We start from the raw sequence: 23,607 nt of genomic DNA on the forward strand, positions 1-23,607 counted from the left end.
CTCTTCTAAATCAGGCGGTATAAGTTGTTTATTGTACTGGATTTTAGATGCTGGGATGAGTTTTTATAAGGGCCTTTACATGGATATATACATGGACATATTCACGGGTATAGTGCAAAACGCTGATTTTCACTGGCGGTATGGCTTGCTGCTGCGCTTTTAACGTACACTTGGGCACCAAATGCAGAAAACAGTACTCAGATGATACGGTTTTGCGCAAGGAATAGACTGTAAACACAAGGAATGCCCATGTCAGATTCCCAATTACCCTCCACGGACGAGCCAAATAGCACGCCCGCAACCAGCTCCCCCGAGTCACAGTGGCAACTGATAAAATTTCACGGCAATGGCGGCGAGTATTTTCGCATTTGGATTGTCAATTTAGTATTAACCCTGTTGACCCTCGGTATCTACTCAGCATGGGCTACTGTGCGTGAGCGCCGCTATTTCTATGGCCATACCGAAGTTGCCGGCGGACGATTGGACTTTCACGGCAAGCCACTGCAGATTCTGCTAGGTCGAATTATTGCCATTGTGCTTTTAATCGGCTGGTCTCAGGGCGCATTATTACACACGGCTATCCCCTTTATCTCGGCTGCTATTGTTCTTGGTTTATTACCGATGTTTATGGTGCGCGCTTTAGGCTTTCGTTTACGCCACACCAGCTTGCGCAATATTCGCTTTGGGTTCAACGGCAAAATAAGTGATGCCTACAAAGCGCTTTGGCCTTATTTGGTTGCCCTATTAATTGCTGCAGCCGGAATTATCCACATCAGTAATGAAATCCTGGCCTGGAGCGAGGATATGGAGCAGCGCGCCGAGCAACGCTATGAAGAGCAGGCCGAGCAAGAACTACTTGAGGAGAGCGAGTCAGCCATCACAGAGTACGACTACAATGAAGAAGATGGCAGCATAAGCCCTGAATTCTCTGCAGACGATATTCGAAATGACGCCCAAAGCAGTGAAGACATCGATCCATTTGCAGGCATGGAAGACTTTACCCGCTTAATGGGATTCTATGGTCTTATCGTAATGGCCATGTGTTTTATCTTTCCACTGTTTATTTGTGATGTTCGCAACTTCAATACCCGTCATAGTCAGTATGGCCAGAGCACATTCAATGTCGACTTAAAACGCGGCCGTTTTTCTGAGCATTTTTGGATTGCCTTCGGTATATCTATTGCCGCAGGCATGGCCGTTATGCTTATTGGCGGCATTGTTGCCGGAATCGCAGCGGCAATAATTTTTGGTTTTGGTATCGAGTTCGAAGGCGGCGCCAGCATGGCGATACTAATCACCCTTGCCATTGTCTTTGTCTATGGCTTGATGATCGCCTCTTATATGGCGGCGTATGCCTATTGGCGCGGTCGCATTTTTAATGACACCTTTGACACCCTCACTTTGGCCGATATCGAGTTTCGCTCAAACCTCAGCATTTATGCCTATGCCAAGCTCTGGGTGATCAATACGGTGTTGATGGTGATTACACTGGGCTTTGCTTACCCATGGATTAAAATTCGTATTTTAAAAATGCAAATTGAAGCCCTTGAATACCGAGGTGATAGCGATCAATTTATTGCCCACAATCAGCAACACACCAATGCTGTTGGCGATGAAGTTGGCGAAGCCTTCGATTTTGACTTCGGGTTTTAATACAGCATGAGCCTAACGGGGAAATATTATCGCGCGCACAGCTCTGAGCAAGTTTCAGCGAAGCTTTTCTGTGAAGGGCAAGCTTTACGCTTTCAGAGCGGTGGTGAAATACTGCAAGAGCTGTCTATCGAGCAGTGCCAGCTTTCGGCCCCTATTGGCCGCATGCCCTATCGCATTGAATTGCCAAATGGTGATTGCTTCGAGTGTGAAGATCATCAGGCTATTGAGGCAATTTTCGCAGAACCCAACGCTTCGCGGCTGGTTCACTATTGGGAAAAGAGCCGAGGCTTTGCCTTGGCCGCTTTAGTCATGCTGCCCATCATTGCCCTACTGTATATTAAAGTGGGCATGCCACTGGCAGCGAAAGTATTGGCCCCTCAAATACCCAAAGAGGCCTTGCTGGCTTTAGATAATCAGGCCTTGCAGCAGCTGCAAGGCTATTTCCACGAAAGCAAACTCGATGAAGATGGTAAGCGTCTTCTAGAGAGCGCTTGGCAACGCCTACCCAATCAACAGCGCTACACCCTATTAAGCAAAAGCAGTCCCGGCATCGGTGCAAATGCCTTCGCCTTGCCTGGCGGCCATATTTTGGTGACTGATGAGCTGGTAACAGCGCTCAATAATGAAAATGAAATATTGGCGGTATTAGCTCATGAAGCCGGCCATGTAGAGCAGTATCACGGCATTCGCAATATCATTCAATCTTTGGGTACCGTCGCATTGCTCTCCGTTATCGTAGGTGATGTCAGCGTTTTAGCTGAAACGGTGCTTGTTTCCGGCCCTGTTATTTTCCAGCAGCTTTCTTATAGCCGAGATCTTGAACGAGAAGCGGATCACTTCTCCATTGAGATGCTAGAGCAAATCAATGTACCCAGCAGTTGCCTCGGCGCTGGCCTAACTCACCTTATGGCAGCTCATGATATTACGCTTGATACAAACAATGTTGGCGATATTGTTATTGAAGATGCAAAACCGAAAGAGCAAGAGCCTATTGATGCTGCCGAGCTTTTAGAAACTTTGGAAAGCGACGATCCAAAGAATGATGCCAGCGCGACAGAACCTAACAGCGATGACGCAGAAAAAGATAACAAGGAAGAACAAGAGCTCGATTGGAAGGAGAAGCTGAAAAAACAAATGGGCTGGGACGAAGAGTTTGATCTTAGAGATGCCTTAAACTACCTCAGCACCCATCCTGGCACTGAAGAGCGAGTTCAATCAGCTGGCGGCATAGACTGCCCTGCGCCACAATAATTGTTTACTTTAGATGGGCAGCGATGCCCATCATCATTTTATCTAAGGCTCCACGATTACTTTCTGCAACCTCTAAGGCGGCCGTCGACATGGTTTTTACCTGCTCGGGATCATTCATTAATTGCTTCCAGTGATCGGCCAACTCAACAGCGTTTTCAACTTGCAGCAATGCACCAGCTGTTTGTAAAAGACTACTCGCCTCTACAAAGTTAAAACAACTTTTGCCAGTCATGATGGGCAAACCCCAAGCTGCCGCTTCAATCATATTGTGACCGCCTCGATCCACCAAACTGCCACCAATAAATGCAGCATCAACAGCGCCAAAGAAACACAACATTTCTCCCATGGTGTCCCCCAAGATAACTTGGCAGTTATCTTCTAAGGCCTTGCGGCTTTTAGTTACACTGCGGCGCTGCATGCTCAGGCCTTGCTCTTTTATTAAGCGAGCAACCTCATTAAAACGCTCAGGATGACGAGGAACCAGCAACAAGCGGGCCTGTGGCTCCGGCTGTAGCAGCAAGCCAAATGCTTCCAGGATTATTTCATCTTCGCCCGGATGAGTAGAAGCGGCAGCAATGAGGAATCTCCCCTCACCCGTTGAGCATTCGCGCCACTGCTGTTTTAGTTTTTTGGCCTGCTCACGCAGCTCATTATTTAATTGCAAATCAAATTTGATATTGCCACTGACAACTGTGTTTTCAGCCTTTGCGCCTGTACTAATAAAGCGCTGCCGATCTGCTTCACTTTGGGCGTACACCCCGCTTAAGGCCGCGAACATTGGAGCACTTAAGGCAGAAACTCGCTGATAGCCCTTCGCCGAGCGCTCTGATAATCGGCCATTTAGTAACAAACTGGGTATGCCTCGCTTTTTACAAGCCGCCAATAAGTTAGGCCACAGCTCGGTCTCCATCACCAGCATAAGCTCTGGCTCAAGCTTATTTAAAAAGCGTGCGACAGCGTCGGGGAGATCATAAGGCAGGTACACATGCGCCAACTGGCCTGTAAAACGCTCCTGCAACAAAGCCGAGCCAGTCGGGGTCGTCGTCGTCACCATTAACTGATGATCGGGGTAGTCCTCTAACAGGCGCTTTATCAGCGGGCTGGCCGCGATCGTCTCCCCTACCGATACCGAGTGCAAACATATCACTGGGCGCGAATTTTTAAGCTTTGGAAACAGCCCCAAACGCTCTTGCCATCGCTTAGCGTAGGCTGGTGCCTTGATGGCACGCCATAGCAAGCGCAGTAAAACGGCCGGCAAGGCAAGGTAGAAGATTAGACTGTAGAAAAAACGCATCGGGCTAAAGCAGACTCTTAATTAATTCACGTTATAATAAAGCAATCTGCCAATACCATACAGTAGCTGCTCGCAGCTCAGCACTCGAGGCTCAAACACCTATGGCATCAGCCCCCATCAAACTGGATACCGCTATTATCGGCGGCGGCATTGCTGGCTTATGGCTATTAAACCGCCTACAGCAACAGGGCAGACACTGTGCATTATTTGAGCGAGAGGCTCTTGGCGCTGGGCAAACCTTAGCTTCACAAGGAATGATTCATGGCGGAATCAAGTACACCCTAGCTGGCGCACTTAGCGGTGCCTCCGAGGCGATTGCTGATATGCCCCGTCGCTGGGCTGAGTGCTTTTCTGGCTCGGGCGAAATCAACCTACAATCCGCCAAGCTGCTGAGTGAAGACTTCTATATGTTTTCTAGCCAGCAGAGCAGCTCTAAGATCAGTACCTTCTTTGCCAGCAAGCTTACACGCGGGCGAGTGGAACAGGTTAAAGGCGCGGATTTACCCGCGCTCTTCCAAGGCCAAAGTAATGCACAAGTCTATAAACTTTTGGATATCGTTGTAGATACGCCTTCATTACTTAAGGCACTTAGCGAGCCTTATCGCGAGAGAATTTTTAAACTACCAAGTAAGCACCGCTGGCTAAAAGAAGCAGATAAGGCACAGCTTTGCCTTACCAATGAAGAGGGTGAAGAGCAGATTATTCAAGCCAATAACTTTGTATTTTGCGCTGGCGAAGCTAATGCCGCTTTACTGGAAAACCTAGGCCTGAAAAAACCGGCCATGCAGCTAAGACCATTGCAGCAGGTCTGCGTAAAACATAACCTACCTTATCGTTTTTATGGCCACTGTATGGGCGCCGAGAGCACTCCGCGCTTAACCATCTCTAGTCATCCTTGCGAAGATGGCGAGCAGGTATGGTATTTGGGCGGCAGCCTGGCAGAAGCTGGCGCCAAGCAAAGCCCTGAAGAACTCATTAGCCAGGCCAAGCTAGAGCTGGCTGAATTATTCCCTTGGCTGGATTTTAGTAAGGCCCAATGGTGCAGCCTTCCCATTAATCGCGCTGAGCCTAGGCAGAAGGGCTTGGTAAGGCCAGACAAGGCCTTTGCCGAACGTGCCGCAGGCATTAATAATGTTATCGTCGGTTGGCCTACTAAACTGGCGCTTAGCCCGAATTTTGCCGATCAGGCTATCGAGCAACTTCAAGCGGCGGATCAAACTCTAAGCCAACAATCCTCTCTACCCCATTTGCCTGTGGCTAAAATTGCTAAAGCACCTTGGGATAAACTTTTTCCATCTAAAGAAGACCTTAGCCCATGAGCCATGTTCTGCTTCCTCAAAAAAACGTCCCAGGCTTAGATTTTAATATCAGTCCGCTGGGGCTTGGCACGGTGAAGCTTGGCCGAAATCAGGGGGTAAAATATCCTAGTGCTTTCGAGCTACCTAGTGATAGCGAGGCGAAAGAGCTATTAGCCACTGCGAAATCTTGCGGGATAAATCTTATCGATACTGCGCCGGCTTATGGCAGTAGCGAGGAGCGTTTGGGTGGGCTTTTAAAGGGGCAGCGTGAAGATTGGGTTATTGTTAGTAAAGCGGGTGAAGAGTTCGATAATGGTGAATCCAGTTTTGACTTTCGACCAGAGCATATTCGTAAAAGTGTTGAGCGTAGTTTAAAACGTTTGAATACAGATTATATTGATATGCTTCTGTTGCACTCTGATGGTAATGATTTAGATGTTATTTCGCAGGGCGGTTTGGAAGCACTTACTGAGCTAAAACAAGCGGGTCTAATTCGTGCCACGGGGATGTCTACTAAAACGGTTGCTGGCGGTATTGCTGCAGCCAAGCGATCAGACTGTGTGATGATTACTTACAATTTGAATGAAACAGCTGAGGCTGAGGTGTTAGATTTTTGCGCTGCTAATCATAAAACGGCTCTTATCAAGAAAGCATTAGCCAGTGGGCATATTGCTCATAATAATCAAGCTAGTGGTGTTGCGGAAAGTATGAAGTTTGTTTTTTCGCATCCTGGGGCGACGGCGGCGATTATTGGGACGATTAATTTGAAGCATTTGATGGGGAATGTTGAGAGTTATATGCAGACCATGAACAATGGCTGAGGCTGTCCGATTTCAGTCCTTGTGGAAGCAGATTTGAAACACGCTTAAACCATCCGCGGGCGCTCGACTTCGAGGCGTCCATGCCTCTCTACGGTTTCAAATCTACTCCCACAAGAACTAAAATCTACTGAGCAATAATTTTAAACTATCGTGTTACAAGCATGAAAATAAAATATAAAAACTTCCGACGCCTAACGAGTGCAGGTTCATTAGAGCCTGGTGTATACGGAATCATTACACAGCTTGTGATTGCGCTTACTTGTTTTGCATTGGCCTACTTTCTAAACCAAGAAGTGGGGTTTTCATTCCTATTTATCATTCCTGGCTTGGTATGTCTTTATGGTGTTTGTGTTGAGACCGTTGCTTTATTAAAGCAATGAAAAAAACACAAGCTTGTAAAACATAGCTACCAACACGCATCACAATTCGATGCTACCCGCGCTTTTTGTAACGAAGCGGGGCAGCCCCTAAGAAATCAACTTACTTAAAGCAACAACCTTTAATATGCCATCGATGCAGGCCTCTAAGGTGGGGTAGTGTTTTGTAGTGACTAGCGCCATGGAGGGGGAGGGACAGTCGCATGGATGCGACATCGGAACGGAGAAACACTACCCCACCTTAGAGGCCGGTCCAGCTAGCCCCTTTCTAACAATCAAACTTCGGCATCAAATGTCAAAACAAAACATTCAATTGCGAACCACTTTCATTACCATAGCCCTCGAGATAAATATAAAGAGTGAGCTACCCCTATGTACGATTACATTATCGTTGGTGCCGGTTCGGCGGGCTGTGTATTGGCCAATCGCCTATCAGCCGACCCTAAAAACCGTGTTTGTTTAATTGAAGCTGGCGGTAGTGATCGCAACCCTTTGGTTTATACCCCGCTCGGGGTTTTGGCCAGTTTAGCAGGCGGCTTATTCAATTGGTCTTATAACTCCAGCGCCCAAAAAACCCTTAATGGCCGAGAGATATACTGCCCAAGGGGTAAAGTGCTTGGTGGCAGCAGCTCGATCAATGCCATGCTTTATGTACGCGGCCAGAAGGAAGATTACGATAGTTGGGCAGACGCCGGGAATAAAGGCTGGAGTTTTGACGAGGTACTGCCTTATTTTAAGCGCTCACAACACCAAGAGCGTGGTGCTAATGAATTGCATGGTACTGGCGGCCCATTAAATGTAGCCGATTCGCGCAGTCAGCATGCTTTGAGTCAGGCCTTTATCGATTCTGCCGTAGAACAAGGCGAGAAAGCGACTCAGGATTTTAATGGCGCCGAACAAGAAGGCGTTGGCTGGTTTCAGGCCACTCAGAAAAACGGCCTGCGGCACAGTGCTGCAGCGGCCTATCTTCACCCCGTACTTAAAGAACGCCGTAATTTAACACTGATCAGTAAAGTGCATGCCAGCAAGATTATCTTTGAGGGGAAACGTGCAGTGGGTGTTGAGATTATTGAAGGGAGTCAGCGCCGAGTATTAAAAACCAATAAAGAAGTTTTAATTAGCTCGGGTGCCTTTGGCTCTCCACAGTTATTGCAGCTATCGGGTATTGGCGACAAAGCCGAGCTTGATAAACATGGCATTGAGACTGTGCATCATTTGCCGGGTGTCGGGAAAAACTTACAAGAGCACGCTGATGTATTGATTACCACCAAAGAAAATACCGGCACTAGCTTGGCCCTCACTCGCCCTAAAGCGCTGTGGAATTCTACCAAGGCTTTTTTCCAGTTTATTTTTGCTCGCCGCGGTAATTTAACTTCTACTGTAGCGGAAGCTGGTGGCTTTATTAAGGTTGGAGAAAATGCTGAAAGACCCGATATTCAGTTGCACTTCTCGCCTGCCGCGATGGGCGATCACGGTCGTGACACCAGTTATTACAGCATTTATGGTCACAGTTTGCATGTCTGTGTATTGCGCCCGAAGAGTCGTGGCAGCGTTACCTTGGCCAGTAAAAATGCGACTGATGATCCTGTTATCAATTTGAATCTTCTCAGCGAAGCTGAAGATATGAATTTACTGGTTGCCGCCGTAAAACGCGGCCGCGAATTATTGCAAGGGGAAGCCTTGCGCAAAGTGAGCGGTGCTGAAATTACCCCGGGATCGGCCTGCCAGAGCGATGAAGAAATTGAAGCCTTTATTCGTGAAAATGCCAGCCACATCTACCACCCTGTAGGTACCTGCAAAATGGGCAATGATGAAATGGCGATAGTTGATGACAACCTTTGCGTTCATGGCATAGAAGGTTTACGAGTTATCGACGCCTCGATTATGCCAACTGTAGTTAGCGGCAATACTAACGCGCCGACCATGATGATCGCAGAAAAAGCTTCCGATATGATCTTGGCCGCTAATCAATAGCCATTGGCTACAGCGGTGAATAAGATCGACCGAGAAAAACAAGCCTTGTGTGACAGCAAGGCTTTGTTGTTGCTGAAGGAGTTTTACCCCGAGGTTGTCAGCACTATATTTGTTGACTTAGGGCACCTCTGAATAATCAAGCGTCTATGCGACATTGGTAGATCAGCTTTTAAAAAAACAATTCAGCAACCCATATCAAGTCATACTAGAAATCGAAACTTGGAGTGATGCAAAAATAGCCGAGGCACTACAAACTAAACTGTTTCTTTAAAGCCTGCACCTGTCTTCGGCTCACCTCTATTTCCTGCCCGTTTTTGAGTATCAACATCAAGCTGCCCGAGCTCACACCCTCTTCCACCTGAGCAATCGCATCTACACGAACAATATCGCTGCGACTGGCCTTGAAAAACACATTACTGTCTAACTTTGCTTCTAGACGACTTAAAGAGCTTTGTATAAAAGACTTCTCACTTTCCAGGTGAACGGCCACATGATTGCCAACCGCTTCAAAACGCTGAACATCTTGCAAACGCACTATGCGGTAATCGTGCCCAAACTTTAGGAGAAAACCATGGCTTTCTGGTAGCTGTTCTACCGAAGCCGCTTTTTCTTGCTGACCGTGATAAGACTTGTCAGCCAATGCCAAGCGTACCTTGGCGATGACCTGATCCAAGCGACTGGGATTTACAGGCTTTAACAAATAATCAAAGGCATTTAAGTCAAAGGCTTCAAGTGCGTGCTGACTGTATGCGGTACAGAATACAAATAAGCTTTTATTCCCGGCACTGGCTACCAGCTCAATACCGTCCATTTCGGGCATACGTATATCAACAAAGACGGTATCAAAACTTTCTTGCTGTAGTATCTCCAGAGCCTCCTTGCCATTGGCAGCCTGTTTAAGGGAGTTTATATCATCATAGCGACCCAGTAGGCGCTCTAGCTCTTGGCGAGCGAGCGGCTCATCATCAACAATCAATAATTTCATGGCACTGGAATCTCCACTACAGCAGTAAACTGCTGTGCATGTTTGATAGATAGCGTCGCTTGATCGGCATAGAGTAGCTGCAGACGTTTCTCGATATTTTTCAAGCCAATGCCATTGCCTTTTTCGGCACTCTTTTCGGGCAAGCTATTGCTTACTGTTAAACGGAAGCGATTATCGTCGACTAGCTTTGCTTCAATATCGATAACGCCAGCTTTACTTGAAGGTGCGATACCATATTTAACCGCGTTTTCTAATAGGGTAAGCAATACCAAGCTTGGCATTTGTACCGTACCAACATTGGGTGACACATCCCATCTAACGGTTAAACGCTCCTGCAATCTCAGTAGCTCAATCTTTAAGTAGCTTTCGGCCAGCTCGCACTCTTGCTCAAAACGGCTAAGCGTTGCTACCTCGGCGTGCATATGAACTCGCATTAGCTCCGAAAGCTGGGTAATGGTTTCGGCCGCTTTATCTTGATCAGAGTAAACCAAGGCTCGAATACTATTGAGCGTATTGAATAGAAAATGAGGGTTTATCTGATTGGCCAATTGCTGTAAACGTGCAATTTCCAGCTCACGGGACAGCTCAACGCGCTTACGATAGAAATGCCAAGATAAATATACCGCAGCCCAAAAAAGCAGAAATGCATATTGCTGCCCAGCATAAATCACATAAGCTGAAGTAGCTCGATTGTGGCTAGAGGTCTCACCGGCTTTATTAGTAAACTGGATACTATCGATATCGAAGTCCGAGAAATCAGAAACACTGGCGATACCATACATTAGCAATGACATAACACCAGCGACGGGAACACAATAAAGGAAAAGGCCAGCAAAGGAAGTTCCATTTAGCCCAGAACGCAGGATTCCTAATCGAAGAAAAGGCCGCATACAGATATGACAAATCGCCACGATCATTAGGGACTCGCCCGTAAGGCGCAGCAGTAGCATTAAACGATCCCTAGCTAAGTCCTCTAGGAAAAGCTCCATAAGAATAAAGCCACTGCTGACATGAACTAATACAATAATAAAGCAGGCAATTTTATAGGCAGTGCTTGGCTGGCGACATTCAGCCAGCCAAACGCTAAGGCGCTGTGACATATCCATGATAACCATAGTTGCTGATTAATTTCTTCTAGGCAGCATAGCAATGCCCAGGCCCCTAGGTAAACGGCGATTAGCATTTTTCCTCTTCCAGCTTACCAACTACTGCCCAAGCTAAGACTCCAAACCAGGCAATCCAAGATAATCCTGCTGGAATATTCGCCAATAAGATCTTTTTCTTACTTTCGCGCCTCATTACAAAGGCAACTAAACTTGGCAAAAAGTAGATCGCTAGAAACAAAGGAATAAAGATCAACAGAAAAACCCCATGCTCTGTCCATAAGGCTGTGCTATCAAACTGTGAAAAACGCTCTAACATGGTTGTGCTCCTTCAGTACTCAATGTGTTTGTTGAGTTTGTATCTTAGAAGGGCTGGGCTGCTATTAGAGAGAAAAAGTGAATTTCGGTCGAAGGGCGTGATTTTTGGTATTAGGCTGAATGCGAGGGAAGAATGGGGTCAGAACCCTATGGGTTCTGACCCCGGTATCGAAGTCGCGTGCTTACAACTTAGGCAGTGGTTGTCCAGGAACCCAAGGGGCGCCTAGCGCTTGCAGCTGCTGCTCAAAAGCTGGAATCTTAGTATTGCGTAGATTTTCCAATGCGTTACGCAACTCACCTAGCTCTTCCTTAGCAATAGCCACACTCTGCTCAATCGCTGGAGTTGGGCCATAGGTTGAACGGAAGGTGCCGATTTGAGCATGGAATAAACGGTCATTGATACCCACACCGTTCCAAGCACCAACCTTATTCTTGGCCGGGTTACCATTCAGACGGCTGTCCAATACAAGCAGCTGAGCACGTAGCTCTGCGAACTTGGCATCATGCTCACCAAGAGCGACTACGGTGCGATCCAATGATTGCTCTAGCAAATCTAAACGTTTTACCGAATCAGCAAGTGCCTTAGCGGTGGCGGTAGATACACGCTGCACAGAAGCCAGCTCTTTCCAGAAGGCTGCCACTTTTGCACCATCGACATCTTTCAGTGCGTCACGCTTATGCATTTGCACAACTTTAAATGGCTGCGCCGCTTGCAGCTCAGTAATTACGCCATCAACTTCCTTGCTCATGCTCACGGTGTAATTACCTGGTGCGACCATTGGGCCTCTAGGCACAGGATCAAAATAATCGCCCTGCAAACCTACCGCCTGATGGCCAGGCCAACGAAGATCCCAAGTTACACGCTGAATACCTTTTTTCGCCTTGCCTTGCATCTTACGTACAACATTACCCTGCTCATCACGAATGGTGAACCACAAGCTTGGCTGCTGCTGACGCTCTTCGGCGGCTAAGGAATCCCAAGATGGAACTTTAAGGGTTTTCTTCGCTTTTTTCTGGGCCATTTCTTTGGCCTGACGAATTTCCTTTAAGCTCTTAATATCGTCTTTTAGATAATAGGTGAATGTCGCACCAAACTCGGGGTTGGGGGCACGATAGGTATTTTCGCCTTGGGAGCCGATTTCATCGCCCCCTAATGGGCTACGTTCGATGTACCAAAGAGCATCGCGAGCTGGGAACAATAAAGATTCTTGCTCTAGCTGCTGCTCAGTTAGATTACGCAGAGCACTATAGTCATCCAGCACAAAGAAGCCGCGACCAAAGCTTGCGCCCACCAAATCATTTTCACGACGCTGAATGGCCAAGTCGCGGAAAGAGATTGTTGGAACATTGCCCTGCAATTTAACCCACTTTTCACCAGCGTCGATACTGAAGAACAGTCCGAACTCGGTACCCAAGAAGAACAAATTCGCATCAACATGATCTTGCACTAAACGCCACACTAGGTGCTTAGCAGGCAGATCACCGGCCATGGACTTCCAAGATTTACCGCGGTTGTTACTTTTATAGAGATAAGGTTTGTAATCACCAAATTTATGATTGTCTAAGGCTACATAAACCGTATCGGCATCAAACATATCGGCTTTGATATCATTAACAAAGGCGGTTTTAGGTACGCCCGGTAATTTATTGATATCAATCTTGCGCCAGTTTTCACCGCCGTTTTCAGTCACTTGAATGCGGCCATCGTCGGTACCGGCATAGATCAAGCCTTCTTGCACGGGTGATTCTGCCAAAGACGTAATGGTGCTGAACTGGGACATCGCATAAATATCCCAAGCGCCATCCCAGCCTTGGGTGCTGCCCATAATAGGCTGCTCTATGCGCTTAAGATTTTTAGTGAGATCGCCTGAAATCGCTGTCCAAGTATCGCCACGATCTTCAGATTTCCAAACACGATGCGATGCAAAATACAAACGCGTTGGCTTATGGGGGCTCACCAAAATTGGCGCATCCCAATTATAACGCTCTGGACCTTCACCTTTTCCAGGCTGCGGCTGGATATAAACCATTTCACCAGTCGTACGATCGTAGCGCGTTAAATTGCCTTGCTGCCATTCCGCATAAACAATATCGGGATTACCCGGCTCAGTCGCAGGCTGATGACCATCACCAAATAGAATCACTTCCCAATCAGAATTTAGAATGCCGTGCTCGCTATCGGTACGCGAAGGGCCACCTTGAGAGTTATTGTCTTGGGTACCACCATAAATATTATAAAACGGCTTCGCATCATCTAAGGCCACTTTATAGTATTGCGTAATAGGTAGGTTTTTATGGAAACGCCAATGCTCGCCTAAATCGAAGCTCTCATATAAGCCACCATCAGAGCCCACCATCATGTAGTTTTTATCGCCGGCGATAAATTCCATAGCGTGGTTATCACTGTGCTTATGGGCTTCTTTCATTGCCGCAAAGGTCTTACCGCCATCTTTTGATTCTTGCATGCGAACGCCGGCAAGATAAATATGATCAAAATAATGGGGGCTAGCGTAAAGCTCTTGATAATAGTGGGGGCCAGTACCACCTGCGACCGCATCGGCACCTTTAACCCAAGAAGCGCCGCGATCTGCTGAACGGAACACTGCACCTGTACGCTGCTTTAACTCGATAGCGGCGTAAACCACATCCGGGTCAATTGGTGAAATGGCTAAACCAATTTTACCCATCTCTTCTTTAGGTAAGCCTTGCTCAAGCTTTTGCCAAGTCTCACCACCATCGCTGGATTTGTGCAGGCCAGAACCTGGGCCGCCGCCATAATAGGCCGCTACAGTACGATGACGCTGCCAGGTAGCTGCATAAAGCACATCAGGGTTACGAGGGTCGATCACAAGATCGGTAACGCCCACCCATTCTTTATCACCTAAAACCTGTTTCCAGTTTTTACCGCCATCCGTAGTTTTAAACAAACCGCGCTGACCGCCTTTTTTCCAAAGCGGGCCTTGAGCAGCAACCCACACTGTATTTGGGTCTTTCGGGTGCACAATAATTTCGGAGATATGGCCAGAGTCTTTCAGCCCCATATTGGTCCACTTAGCGCCGCCATTGTGGCTGACATAAACGCCGTCACCAAAACTGATATGACGGCCGCCGACATTCTCGCCGCTACCTACCCATACCGTATTACTATTGCTAGGATCTAGAACTACGGCGCCAATTGAATAAACTGGCTGCCCATCGAATATAGGCTTCCAACTAATGCCCGCATTTTTGGTTTTCCAAACACCGCCGGAGCCTACGCCAACATACCAAGTGCTGGTATCTTTTGGATCGATAGCAATATCAGCGATACGACCCGACATAAAGCCCGGCCCAATGTTGCGCAGCTCTAAACCTTTAAAGGTCGCACTGGAAAGTGGCGCCTGATCCTCTTTTTCTTCAGCAAAACTCGGGACGCTAATAGCACAAGCCGTACCAAGCAGCATGAGCTTCAAAGAGCGCAATAGCCCTGTGTTGTTCATAGCAAGTTCCTACTTATTGATTTTTAGGGGTATAGCAAAACGTTATACTATAACAACCTGAATTTATATAGCGATGAGAACACAGTAAAAGCCGTTTAAGTGATGGGTTTATGGGTTTAAGTGCTTTAGTTGGTTTGGCGGGGGTTTTAGAGCGGTTAGGTGCTTGGCTTCGATTTGGGGTCAGATCCCTTGGGATCTGACCCCGACCTTAGTTTTGCATAAATGCTGATAGCACCGCTGCCCGATAGAAAAGCCACAAAAGTGATTTGTAGTGAGGTGGGCACAGGGTTGAAAATCACATCAAGCACAGTGATAAACAAGACAGCAGCCAACGATGAGAGTATCACCGACAAGCCTCTGGCTATTGCGACATTCATTGCTGATCACCTTTAAGTTTATTGAAGCCTGAGCTTTAGCTTATTCTTATTCTCACAGCTTTGAACTTCAACCGGACAAAATGCTGAGTTAAGAATTGGTGGGTTTTAATATGGGAAAGGCGGCCTTAGAGGTATCGGCTTCGATTTGGGGTCAGATCCCTTGGGATCTGACCCCCTTGTTTAGTGGCTGTTTATTTATCGGCGTCGGCGATGACTTTTTCTACGATAGCTGTGGTTGAGCAGTTGTCGAAAAAGCTGAGCACTTTAACTTCACCACCATTGGCTTTAACAATTTCCCAGCCTACCACTTGCTCTTCGCTGTAGTCGCCGCCTTTTACTAGCACGTCGGGCTGGATTAATTCTAGTAAACGCTCTGGAGTGTCGTCGGCAAAAGACAGCACCCAATCAACTGCCGATAAACCCGCTAATACTGCCATGCGACGATCGACTGGGTTGATTGGTCTTGAAGGACCTTTTAAGCGTGACACCGATTCATCGCTATTAATGGCCACAATTAAGCGATCACCAAGATCGCGAGCATCGGCTAGGTAGCCAACGTGGCCGGCGTGCAGAATATCAAAGCAGCCATTGGTAAAAACAACTTTTTCGCCCCGCGCTTTGGCTTCACGTAGCGCCAGCAATAACTGCTCTTCATTAACAACACCACACTCTACCTCTTGGCCTTCACTGATTGCCTGGCGCAATTCTGGTGCAGAGATTGTAGCGGTACCCAACTTGGCCACTACCATGCCTGCAGCCACATTCGCCAAGGCCACCGCCATCGGCAGTTCACTACCAGCGGCCAAACTTGCCGCCAGTACCGCAATAACGGTATCGCCTGCGCCAGTCACATCAAAAACTTCTCGCGCTTTGGCTGGCAGGTGAAACTCACCTTCAACATTGGCTTGTAGCAAGGTCATACCCTGCTCGCCACGAGTAATTAATAGCGCCTGCAACTCTAAATCTTGCAAAAGCTGCTGGCCTTTACTCAGCAGCTCAGCTTCATTAGCACAGTGCCCAACAACTGCTTCAAACTCCGACAAGTTTGGCGTTAATAAAGTAGCACCACGATAACGCTTAAAGTCATGTCCTTTAGGGTCTACCAAAACGGGGATATTTTTTTGGCGAGCTTTGGCAATTAATTCTTGGCAATGCTGCAGGCTGCCCTTGGCATAATCCGACAGCAGCAGCACTTGAACATTTTCCAGTGAAACACTATTACTTAATAATTCACTGTCTTGTTGCGCAAAAGCCTCTTCGAAATCCATTCGTAAAAGCTGCTGCTGGCGACTCACTACGCGTAGCTTGGTAATAGTCGGCTTATCGCCGACCTCACTGAAAAGACAGTTCACACCAACAGAAGTTAAAGATTCACGCAAGCTATCCGCCGCCTCATCTCGCCCAACCAAACCTGCAAGGTTAGCAGCGGCACCCAGTGCGGCAATATTCATGGCAACATTACTGGCGCCACCTGGGCGATCATCTGTCACTTTTACATTGACAACAGGTACCGGCGCCTCAGGAGATACTCTGGCGGTATCACCTTGCCAGTAACGATCAAGCATTACATCGCCAACCACCAGCACATTGCCTTGGTCAAAACGGGGCATGCTCAACTGCATGATTCTCTCCTCAGGTATACATTGCACATTGTTTTATTCGGGGCTGCTCTCTTCACCAAACTGCATTGCATGCAGCTTGGCATAGGCGCCATTCTTTTCTAGTAGCTCTTGATGGCTGCCCTGCTCTACGATTTCGCCCTTTTCCATCACTACGATGACATCGGCATTTTCAATAGTGGATAAGCGATGCGCAATAACGATAGTCGTACGGTTTTCCATCAAACGGTCAAGTGCTGCTTGGATTTTGCGTTCCGATTCGGTATCTAAAGCTGAGGTAGCTTCATCAAGAATTAAAATCGGCGCATCTTTTAGCAAGGCCCTAGCCAAAGCAATTCGCTGGCGCTGGCCACCACTTAAACGTGTGCCGTCTTCACCTACCAGGGTATCAAAGCCATCACTGAACTGATCGATAAACTCGCAACAATGTGCAGCTTCCGCCGCCTGACGAAGCTTTTCTTCACCGACATCGGCCAAACCACCGTAGGCAATATTATTGCGCAAGCTATCGTTAAAGAGGGTTACGTCTTGATTCACCAGGGCGATTTGCTGTCGCAGGCTTGCTAGCTGATAGTCATTTAGCGGCACATCATCAATGCAAATACTGCCTTGCTCGTGATGATAAAATCGCGGAATTAAGCTGGCCAAGGTTGTTTTGCCGCTTCCTGAACGCCCTACCAAGGCAACGGTTTGCCCGGCATTAATGTTCAAATTGATATTTTTAAGAACATTGCCTTCGCTGGCATTGTAGGCAAAATTCAAATCTTTAATGGCGATATTACCGGCTACACGCTCACTCGTATGGCTGCCGTAATCAGGCTCTGGCTCAACATCTAATTGAGCAAAAATATCTTCAGCCGCCGCGATGCCCTTTTGAATTTTTGAGTTAACCTCGCTGAGCTGGCGTACTGGCTTAGGAATTAAAGCCGCAGCACCTAGATAAGCAATAAAGTCACCCGGGGTTGAAGAGCCCATAAAACTGAGGGCAATGTACATTAGCACCCCCAGGGCAATTGCCACGATCAACTGTAAAACTGGCGTGTTAATGGCAGCGGTAGTCACCATTTTTAAATTTTGTTTAAAGTTGGCAACACTGGCTTCTTCAAATCGACCACGCTCATAATCTTCACCGCCGAAGCTGCGCATAACTTTGTAGCCATTTATCATTTCGGATGCTGACTGGGTAACATCCCCCATGGTCAATTGAATATTGCTCGATAAACGACGTAGGCGCTTACCCACTTTTGAAACAATAAAACCAAGAATAGGAGCGATGGCAACAAACACCAAGGTAAGCTTCCAATCTTCCCAAATTAAATACCCCAACAAAACGATGACGGTTAAGCCTTCTCGAATCAGAACCTTAATCGCTTCCGTACAGGCATCGGTTACTTGGGTAACATTATAGGTAATACGCGAAACCAGATGGCCGGAGTTGTTGTTATCGAAATACTCTCCCGGCGCCAAGGTTAACTGATCGAAAAGCTGCACACGCAAATTGTGCACAATGCCCAAAGAGACTTTTGATAAGGCATAGCTACCGATGAAAGTGCCAACACCACGAATAAAAAAGATACCTACCACCGCAAGAGGAATAATGATTTTATAATCACTATCACCACCATTAATGGAATCCACCAAAATACCAAATAGCTTAGTTAATGCCGGTTGAGAGGCTGCAAAAATAGCAAAGCCAATCAAGCCCATGCTCAGCATAAACTTATGGGGTAAAAGATAACTTAACAAGCGACGATAAGTTTGTGCTCCGCTGGCCTTTTGCCCAGACTCTGAAGCGCTAAGTTCTGTCATAAACCATTCTCGAATTAATACTGAGCTAGCTTGCCTGCCGGCTTGGGAAAAGTGCCTGCTTAAGTGCACCGACATCAGCCCACTGCGGGCAGATTTCAACATAGGCTTTTAGCAGGAAATCCAATTCAGTTTCACCAACTACGGAAATACTCGCTAGAAAACCTTGCAACTCCATTAGTAGATCACGGCTTTTAGCTGGCGTTATATATTGCGGGCTGGCCAAACGCCACTGGGGAATTTGAGTAAGATCGATAATGATATCGTCGGCCAGCAAGCGGCGATGGCTTAAACCTGCACCGTGAATTCGTCCCAAGGCCTTGCCCGTCGTTAGCAGAATCGCCTCACGAGTATGGCGCTCAAGGCCATACCATTTCACCAAAATATCTTGCAGCGACTGATAGCCATCTAGGGCCCGCACGATAAGAATTGCAGCCAACCCTGATTCCATCTGGCGCTCACCATAATAAACAGGCTCTAAAGTAGGAATATGGTGTTGCTCGCACAGGCGAATATTGCGTAGCTCTTGGGCAAAGGTCGGCTCACCGAATGGGCGACGCCATGTCCGCACACTGCGATCCAGTTGGCGCTTAATGTAAAAGGCACCCAAGCCATCCAAGTCAAAGCGGTCGATCAGGCTTTGGCCAGCCTCTGGAAAGGAGATTTTGTGGATATCAAGAAACTGCATTTCCCACAGGGCGTGGAAATTAAGCATATGCGCCGGGCGAAACTGCTGGCGGAAATGGGCCTCAATATAGCCTTCACTGTTCTTTTTAGCCGAGTTGGGCCACACGATAAATTGCCTTGTCTTCATCAAAGGCCGGATTATAACAGCCCTAAAGGCAAAACGCCGACCACTAAAGTGACCGGCGATATCCTACTAGCCCATGGCGACTACACACAGAGGCATGAGTGCTGCAATTACGGCGCCAAATACCCCGTATCACAAAGCTAGCAACAGACGATTAGCAGGCCATGAGTGGATGGTTTAATTTAAACGTCGAACAACCAGCCATGCTTATCTTCAGCTAGACCCCACTGTAGATCGTTCATCGCCTGGCGCAGCTGCTTAGTTACTGGGCCTTCATTGCCATCAGCAACCTGGTACTCTTTATCATTGTGAATAAAGGTGCCAACCGGGGCCAATACCGCTGCGGTACCAGAAAGGGCCGCCTCACAGCTTGGCTTCGCCGCACGCTCTAGAATTTCTTCCACAGATAACTCGCGCTCAGAGACTTTCATCCCCATGTCTTTGGCCAGCGTAAGAATGGAATCGCGGGTTACACCGTGTAAGAAGCTCTCATCCAATGCTTTGGTGATTACTTCACCATCGTCAATCAACAAGAAGTTAGCGGCACCGGTTTCCTGGGCGTAGCCACCGGGACAGAACAGCACCTGGTCGGCCTTGTACTTATCACGGGCCTGCATAATAGGACGTAAGGCACTGGCATAGTTACCGCCACTTTTGATCATGCCATTGTGTGGCGCACAGCGCATACCGGTTTCATCCAGCAACAAACGCAAACCACCACCTTCACTGCTGAAGTACTCACCTACAGGTGACAACAAAACATATTGCAATGAGGTCTCGGAGGGGGCCGCCGCCTTGCCAATCGCAGGGTCGATACCAAAATGCGTTGGGCGAACATACATAGAGCCCGGTGGAGCAGGAACTTCATCGGCATATAAAGCAACAATGTCCGTGATCATCTTCGCTGTGGCCTGCTTATCGATTGCCGGGAGTGATAGCAGTTCACTGCTTTGGGCGAAGCGCTCTACATTCTTATCCATACGGAAAAGCTTGATAGAGCCGTCAGGCTGCTTAAAGGCCTTTAAGCCTTCAAAACAGGTGCTCGAATAGTGCAATACATGGGCGCCAGGGTGCAAAGAGATGCTATCGCTGGCGACCATTTCGGCCTCACTCCAGCCAGAACCATCAAAGCGAGAAAGTGCCATTTGCGGCATGAAAACTGTACCAAACGCGGCCATCTGAAACCTCAAACAAATATAGAGTGACTGCAGCGCAAAGCTCGCGCCGTTCAGTCATTAAGCTCGTTATCAACTAAGGGAAAATAACGGCAAAGCATCCGCCATCCAAACAGACGTAATCTTGCTACCAACCCTCATTTTGCTCGCCACAATCTTCAAAAGCGTCACAGCGGACAGGAAAACCAAGCGCCCCAAAGCCAAGCCACTATTTGGGCAGTAACATTAATTGCTGCCATAGTCGCTGCACCGATTGGCGTTCAGCTGTAAATTCAGATTTTCCGTGCAGGACACTTTTTTGGCGCTGTAGCGCGAGTCGGTGTCCGGCGGATCGATAGGCCTTGTAAGCTTCGATAAGTTGGGCAGTGTCATCTGCCGATATAAACCCGGTTTGCTCTAGGCAACCCAGGATACGAATATTATCCGTCCACTTCGCCAAGGAGGGCTGCTCATGAGCCCAGGCAAGTACGCCGTATTGAACCATAAATTCAATATCCACGATACCTCCGACATCTTGCTTGATATCGAAGCGCAGGGCTTTTTCGCTATCTGGGCCTTGCGTGGCCAAATGTTTGCGCATTTTTTCGCGCATTTGCACAACATCTTCACGTAATGCTGCCAATTCACGGGGCTGGCAGAGGATATTTTGGCGAACCTTATCAAATTGCTCAGCCAGTGAGCGACAGCCCGAAATTGCACGCGCACGAACTAGAGCTTGCTTCTCCCAGGTCCATGCTTCTTGCTGTAAATATTGCTCATATGCCTCAACCGTTGTGACCAACATTCCGGAATTACCATTTGGCCGCAAGCGCATATCCACCTCATACAGCTGCCCAGACACGGTTTGCGTATTCATAATATGGATAACTTTTTGCGCCATACGGGTATAGAAGATCAAGTTATCGAGGCTGCGCTCGCCGGTATCATCTTTACCGCTGGTACTTTGCCCCTGCGCCCCACCATGGATAAAGACCAGATCCAGATCAGAGCTGTGCCCTAACTCAATGCCGCCCACTTTGCCATAGCCCAATACCAAAAACTCAGGGCGGGAAACAGACTCACCCTCGGCATCTCGCGGCTGGCCATGGCGATCCACCATTTGCTTCCAAGCAACTTCAATGACCTTTTCAAGTAGCAGCTCGGCAATATCCGTTAAGTGATCACTGACCTTCATTAAGGGCATGGCACCGGTCACCTCACAGGCTGCAACGCGCAGCACATTGGCCATACGAAAATAGCGCAAGGCTTCCATATAGCCTTCCAGATCATCCCACTCAATGCGTAAACACTCTTGCCTTAGCTGGTCGGCCAACTCTTGACGACTAGGCGGTGAATACAAACTGCGATGATCTAGCAGCTCATCAAGTAGTGCTGGATGTCGTGATAATTGATCGGCAATCCAAGGGCTGGCCGCGCAGAGGCGAACCAACTGCGCTAGGGCGACGGGGTTTTCCGTCAGCAACACCAAGTAAATAGTTCGGCGCGCCACCGAGCTTACCAAGCCCAATACTCGACTCAGGGTTTCAGCAATATCTTCCTCTGGGTTGCGCCCCAAGCTTAAGGTGTGGAGTAAACGCGGCATAAATTTATCTAAGCGATCACGCCCTTCGGCCTGCATGGCCAAAATTGCTCGGCTTTGGCGCAAGTCATTAAGCTGTTGAATCAGCTTTTCACATTGCTGGTAGCCGCGTTGCTCTAGCAATTCGACGGCAGCATCTTTTTCTAACTCGCCCAGCCACAGCGGCAAAAATGCCTCCGATTCATCCTCTTCTTGGGATTCTTCTTCAGGCTCTGCAATCACCGCCTGAAACTCGGCATTAACTTGCTCACGATGAGTTTGCAGCATCGCATCTAACTCTGCCCAATTCTTAAAATTGAGCACCCAAGCCAGGCGCTCCAAATCATTTTCATCCACCGGCAAGGCTTGGGTTTGTTTATCCTGATGACCTTGAATGGCATGCTCGACGTGTCTTAATAGGCGGTACGCCTCTGCTAAGCGATCACCAGCACCCTCGGGTAAATAACCATCTTCTTGCAATAAAGGTAATAGTTTTAATACTCGACGCTCCTGTAAACGCTGATCACGCCCACCGCGAATCAGCTGGAATACCTGCACCACAAACTCCACTTCGCGAATGCCTCCGAAGCCAAGCTTTACATCTGTGGCCATACCTTTGCGATGCACTTCGCGATTGATCATGCGCTTCATGTCACGCAATGCGTCGATAGCCGAAAAATCAATATAGCGGCGATAGCTAAACGGGCGTAGTAGCTCCATTAGCTCAGCACCAGCGGAACCTTCAGCTAGATCTTCTTGGCTAGGGCCGCCCTCAGCAATTACTCGCGCCTTGATCATGGCGTAGCGTTCCCACTCGCGCCCCTGGGTTTGGTAATACTCCTCCATGGAGCCAAAGTTCATTACCAATGAACCGCTTTCACCGTAGGGACGTAAGCGCATATCTACACGAAAAACAAATCCATCGACTGTTTGTGCATCTAGGCTTTTAATTATCTTCTGGCCTAAACGGTTAAAAAACTCTTGGTTACTGGTGGTCTTTTTAGGGCGAGCGCCCGGCGCTAAATTACGATGTTCGGTTTCACCGGACTCAGGATAAGCAAGGATTAAATCGATATCGGAGGAAACATTAAGCTCACGCGCACCCAGCTTACCCATGCCCAAGACCACCAAAGATTGCACCTTGCCGCTCTCTTGTCCAATCGGTAAACCATATCGCTTTACCAAGGAGCGATAATGGAACTCCAAAGCTAACTGACTACTACATTCAGCCAAGGCGCTCATATCGGCGGTAGTTTCTTCTAGCGGAGCCAACTGATTAAGATCACGCCAAATAATGCGCAACATCGCACGGCGACGAAATTGTCTTAGCGCCCTATCCAGTTCAGTGTCTTTCTCTGCGGTGGCACTTAGCTTTTTTAAAGCCTCGGTAAAATCATCTACGGACCAAACACTCTGCAACTCACCGCTGCCCAGCACATCAATCAGCAACTGTGGCTGATCACGGCAACAGTGAAAAATAAATTCGCTACCCAGCCAAGCCTTGGCCAGCTGCTTAGCCAGCCCCTCATCGGCCAGCAGGCTTTCTAGGCTGGCCTGCTGCTCTGCACTGGCACGTTCTTGCCATTGCTGACTGTATTGCTCAAGGATGGTATGGAAGTTCGCCTGATTCGGCACATAGGACGCTAACACAATAGTCTCTTTTTGCTTGTCTTAAATGGCTATGGTTTTTGCTATTACTATGGCTAAC

General features: G+C 48.0%; 16 protein-coding genes. 6 read left to right on the top strand and 10 right to left on the bottom strand.

All coding sequences use genetic code 11. From position 1 onward, the window contains the following. Positions 1–249: 249 nt before the first annotated feature. Both Q1A41_RS09375 and Q1A41_RS09380 read left to right on the top strand, forming a co-directional pair. Positions 250–1,653 (top strand): YjgN family protein, encoded by a 1,404-nt coding sequence (locus Q1A41_RS09375; RefSeq protein ID WP_299977627.1) that lies wholly within the window; start codon positions 250–252, stop codon positions 1,651–1,653. A 6-nt stretch (positions 1,654–1,659) separates the two neighbouring features. Continuing rightward, positions 1,660–2,904: a M48 family metallopeptidase gene (locus tag Q1A41_RS09380; RefSeq protein ID WP_299977630.1), complete on the top strand. Its 1,245-nt coding sequence runs from the start codon at positions 1,660–1,662 to the stop codon at positions 2,902–2,904. A 4-nt stretch (positions 2,905–2,908) separates the two neighbouring features. Here Q1A41_RS09380 and waaA read toward each other — a convergent pair whose 3' ends face one another. Beyond that, positions 2,909–4,198: a lipid IV(A) 3-deoxy-D-manno-octulosonic acid transferase gene (gene waaA / locus Q1A41_RS09385; protein ID WP_299977633.1), complete on the bottom strand. Its 1,290-nt coding sequence runs from the start codon at positions 4,196–4,198 to the stop codon at positions 2,909–2,911. A gap of 101 nt (positions 4,199–4,299) precedes the next feature. On the opposite strand from waaA, the gene Q1A41_RS09390 reads away from it, so the two are divergent. The 4 genes from Q1A41_RS09390 (at position 4,300) to Q1A41_RS09405 (ending at position 8,668) form a co-directional block, all read left to right on the top strand. After that, entirely contained in the window at positions 4,300–5,517 is a 1,218-nt protein-coding gene (locus Q1A41_RS09390; RefSeq protein WP_299977636.1) for an FAD-dependent oxidoreductase, read from the top strand. After that, positions 5,514–6,317, top strand: coding sequence for an aldo/keto reductase (locus Q1A41_RS09395; RefSeq protein WP_299977639.1), 804 nt, complete (start codon positions 5,514–5,516; stop codon positions 6,315–6,317). The genes Q1A41_RS09390 and Q1A41_RS09395 overlap by 4 nt, the downstream gene beginning before the upstream one ends. 161 nt (positions 6,318–6,478) lie before the next feature. Beyond that, positions 6,479–6,697, top strand: a complete 219-nt coding sequence (locus Q1A41_RS09400) for a hypothetical protein (protein WP_299977641.1) — start codon at positions 6,479–6,481, stop codon at positions 6,695–6,697. Between the two features lie 369 nt (positions 6,698–7,066). Further along, the gene (locus Q1A41_RS09405) at positions 7,067–8,668 is read left to right on the top strand and encodes a choline dehydrogenase (protein ID WP_299977643.1); all 1,602 of its coding nucleotides are present in this window, start codon (positions 7,067–7,069) and stop codon (positions 8,666–8,668) included. 247 nt (positions 8,669–8,915) lie between these two features. Here the strand turns inward: Q1A41_RS09405 and Q1A41_RS09410 are convergent, their stop codons facing one another. The 9 genes from Q1A41_RS09410 to glnE all read right to left on the bottom strand — a co-directional run bounded on the left by Q1A41_RS09410 (position 8,916) and on the right by glnE (position 23,549). Continuing rightward, a complete protein-coding gene (locus tag Q1A41_RS09410) occupies positions 8,916–9,653 on the bottom strand; it encodes a LytTR family DNA-binding domain-containing protein (protein WP_299977646.1) in 738 nt (245 codons plus the stop codon). Continuing rightward, positions 9,650–10,753 (bottom strand): histidine kinase, encoded by a 1,104-nt coding sequence (locus Q1A41_RS09415; protein ID WP_299977649.1) that lies wholly within the window; start codon positions 10,751–10,753, stop codon positions 9,650–9,652. The genes Q1A41_RS09410 and Q1A41_RS09415 overlap by 4 nt, the downstream gene beginning before the upstream one ends. A 76-nt stretch (positions 10,754–10,829) precedes the next feature. Next, positions 10,830–11,075, bottom strand: a complete 246-nt coding sequence (locus Q1A41_RS09420) for a superinfection immunity protein (RefSeq protein WP_299977652.1) — start codon at positions 11,073–11,075, stop codon at positions 10,830–10,832. 181 nt (positions 11,076–11,256) lie between these two features. Beyond that, a complete protein-coding gene (locus Q1A41_RS09425) occupies positions 11,257–14,553 on the bottom strand; it encodes a glycosyl hydrolase (protein WP_299977655.1) in 3,297 nt (1,098 codons plus the stop codon). Positions 14,554–15,121: 568 nt separating this feature from the next. After that, a complete protein-coding gene (gene hldE / locus Q1A41_RS09430) occupies positions 15,122–16,552 on the bottom strand; it encodes a bifunctional D-glycero-beta-D-manno-heptose-7-phosphate kinase/D-glycero-beta-D-manno-heptose 1-phosphate adenylyltransferase HldE (protein ID WP_299977658.1) in 1,431 nt (476 codons plus the stop codon). 33 nt (positions 16,553–16,585) lie between these two features. Beyond that, positions 16,586–18,358 (bottom strand): lipid A export permease/ATP-binding protein MsbA, encoded by a 1,773-nt coding sequence (msbA, locus tag Q1A41_RS09435; protein ID WP_299977661.1) that lies wholly within the window; start codon positions 18,356–18,358, stop codon positions 16,586–16,588. 25 nt (positions 18,359–18,383) lie between these two features. Next, on the bottom strand, positions 18,384–19,148 hold the full coding sequence (locus Q1A41_RS09440) for a lipopolysaccharide kinase InaA family protein (protein WP_299977664.1): 765 nt from the start codon (positions 19,146–19,148) through the stop codon (positions 18,384–18,386). A 200-nt stretch (positions 19,149–19,348) separates the two neighbouring features. Then, a complete protein-coding gene (locus Q1A41_RS09445; protein ID WP_299977667.1) occupies positions 19,349–20,344 on the bottom strand; it encodes a branched-chain amino acid aminotransferase in 996 nt (331 codons plus the stop codon). Positions 20,345–20,549: 205 nt separating this feature from the next. Next, positions 20,550–23,549 (bottom strand): bifunctional [glutamate--ammonia ligase]-adenylyl-L-tyrosine phosphorylase/[glutamate--ammonia-ligase] adenylyltransferase, encoded by a 3,000-nt coding sequence (glnE, locus tag Q1A41_RS09450; protein WP_299977670.1) that lies wholly within the window; start codon positions 23,547–23,549, stop codon positions 20,550–20,552. Positions 23,550–23,607: the final 58 nt, after the last annotated feature.

The organism is uncultured Pseudoteredinibacter sp. (assembly GCF_947502065.1).
Classification (GTDB): Bacteria; Pseudomonadota; Gammaproteobacteria; order Pseudomonadales; family Cellvibrionaceae; genus Pseudoteredinibacter.

Coding starts and splice junctions, on each gene's coding strand:
- waaA (WP_299977633.1), bottom strand. CDS start 4,198: ATGCGTTTTTTCTACAGTCTAATCTTCTACCTTGCCTTGCCGGCCGTT.
- Q1A41_RS09405 (WP_299977643.1), top strand. CDS start 7,067: ATGTACGATTACATTATCGTTGGTGCCGGTTCGGCGGGCTGTGTATTG.
- Q1A41_RS09410 (WP_299977646.1), bottom strand. CDS start 9,653: ATGAAATTATTGATTGTTGATGATGAGCCGCTCGCTCGCCAAGAGCTA.
- Q1A41_RS09375 (WP_299977627.1), top strand. CDS start 250: ATGTCAGATTCCCAATTACCCTCCACGGACGAGCCAAATAGCACGCCC.
- msbA (WP_299977661.1), bottom strand. CDS start 18,358: ATGACAGAACTTAGCGCTTCAGAGTCTGGGCAAAAGGCCAGCGGAGCA.
- Q1A41_RS09390 (WP_299977636.1), top strand. CDS start 4,300: ATGGCATCAGCCCCCATCAAACTGGATACCGCTATTATCGGCGGCGGC.
- Q1A41_RS09445 (WP_299977667.1), bottom strand. CDS start 20,344: ATGGCCGCGTTTGGTACAGTTTTCATGCCGCAAATGGCACTTTCTCGC.
- Q1A41_RS09400 (WP_299977641.1), top strand. CDS start 6,479: ATGAAAATAAAATATAAAAACTTCCGACGCCTAACGAGTGCAGGTTCA.
- hldE (WP_299977658.1), bottom strand. CDS start 16,552: ATGCAGTTGAGCATGCCCCGTTTTGACCAAGGCAATGTGCTGGTGGTT.
- Q1A41_RS09395 (WP_299977639.1), top strand. CDS start 5,514: ATGAGCCATGTTCTGCTTCCTCAAAAAAACGTCCCAGGCTTAGATTTT.
- Q1A41_RS09380 (WP_299977630.1), top strand. CDS start 1,660: ATGAGCCTAACGGGGAAATATTATCGCGCGCACAGCTCTGAGCAAGTT.
- Q1A41_RS09415 (WP_299977649.1), bottom strand. CDS start 10,753: ATGTCACAGCGCCTTAGCGTTTGGCTGGCTGAATGTCGCCAGCCAAGC.
- Q1A41_RS09425 (WP_299977655.1), bottom strand. CDS start 14,553: ATGAACAACACAGGGCTATTGCGCTCTTTGAAGCTCATGCTGCTTGGT.
- Q1A41_RS09420 (WP_299977652.1), bottom strand. CDS start 11,075: ATGTTAGAGCGTTTTTCACAGTTTGATAGCACAGCCTTATGGACAGAG.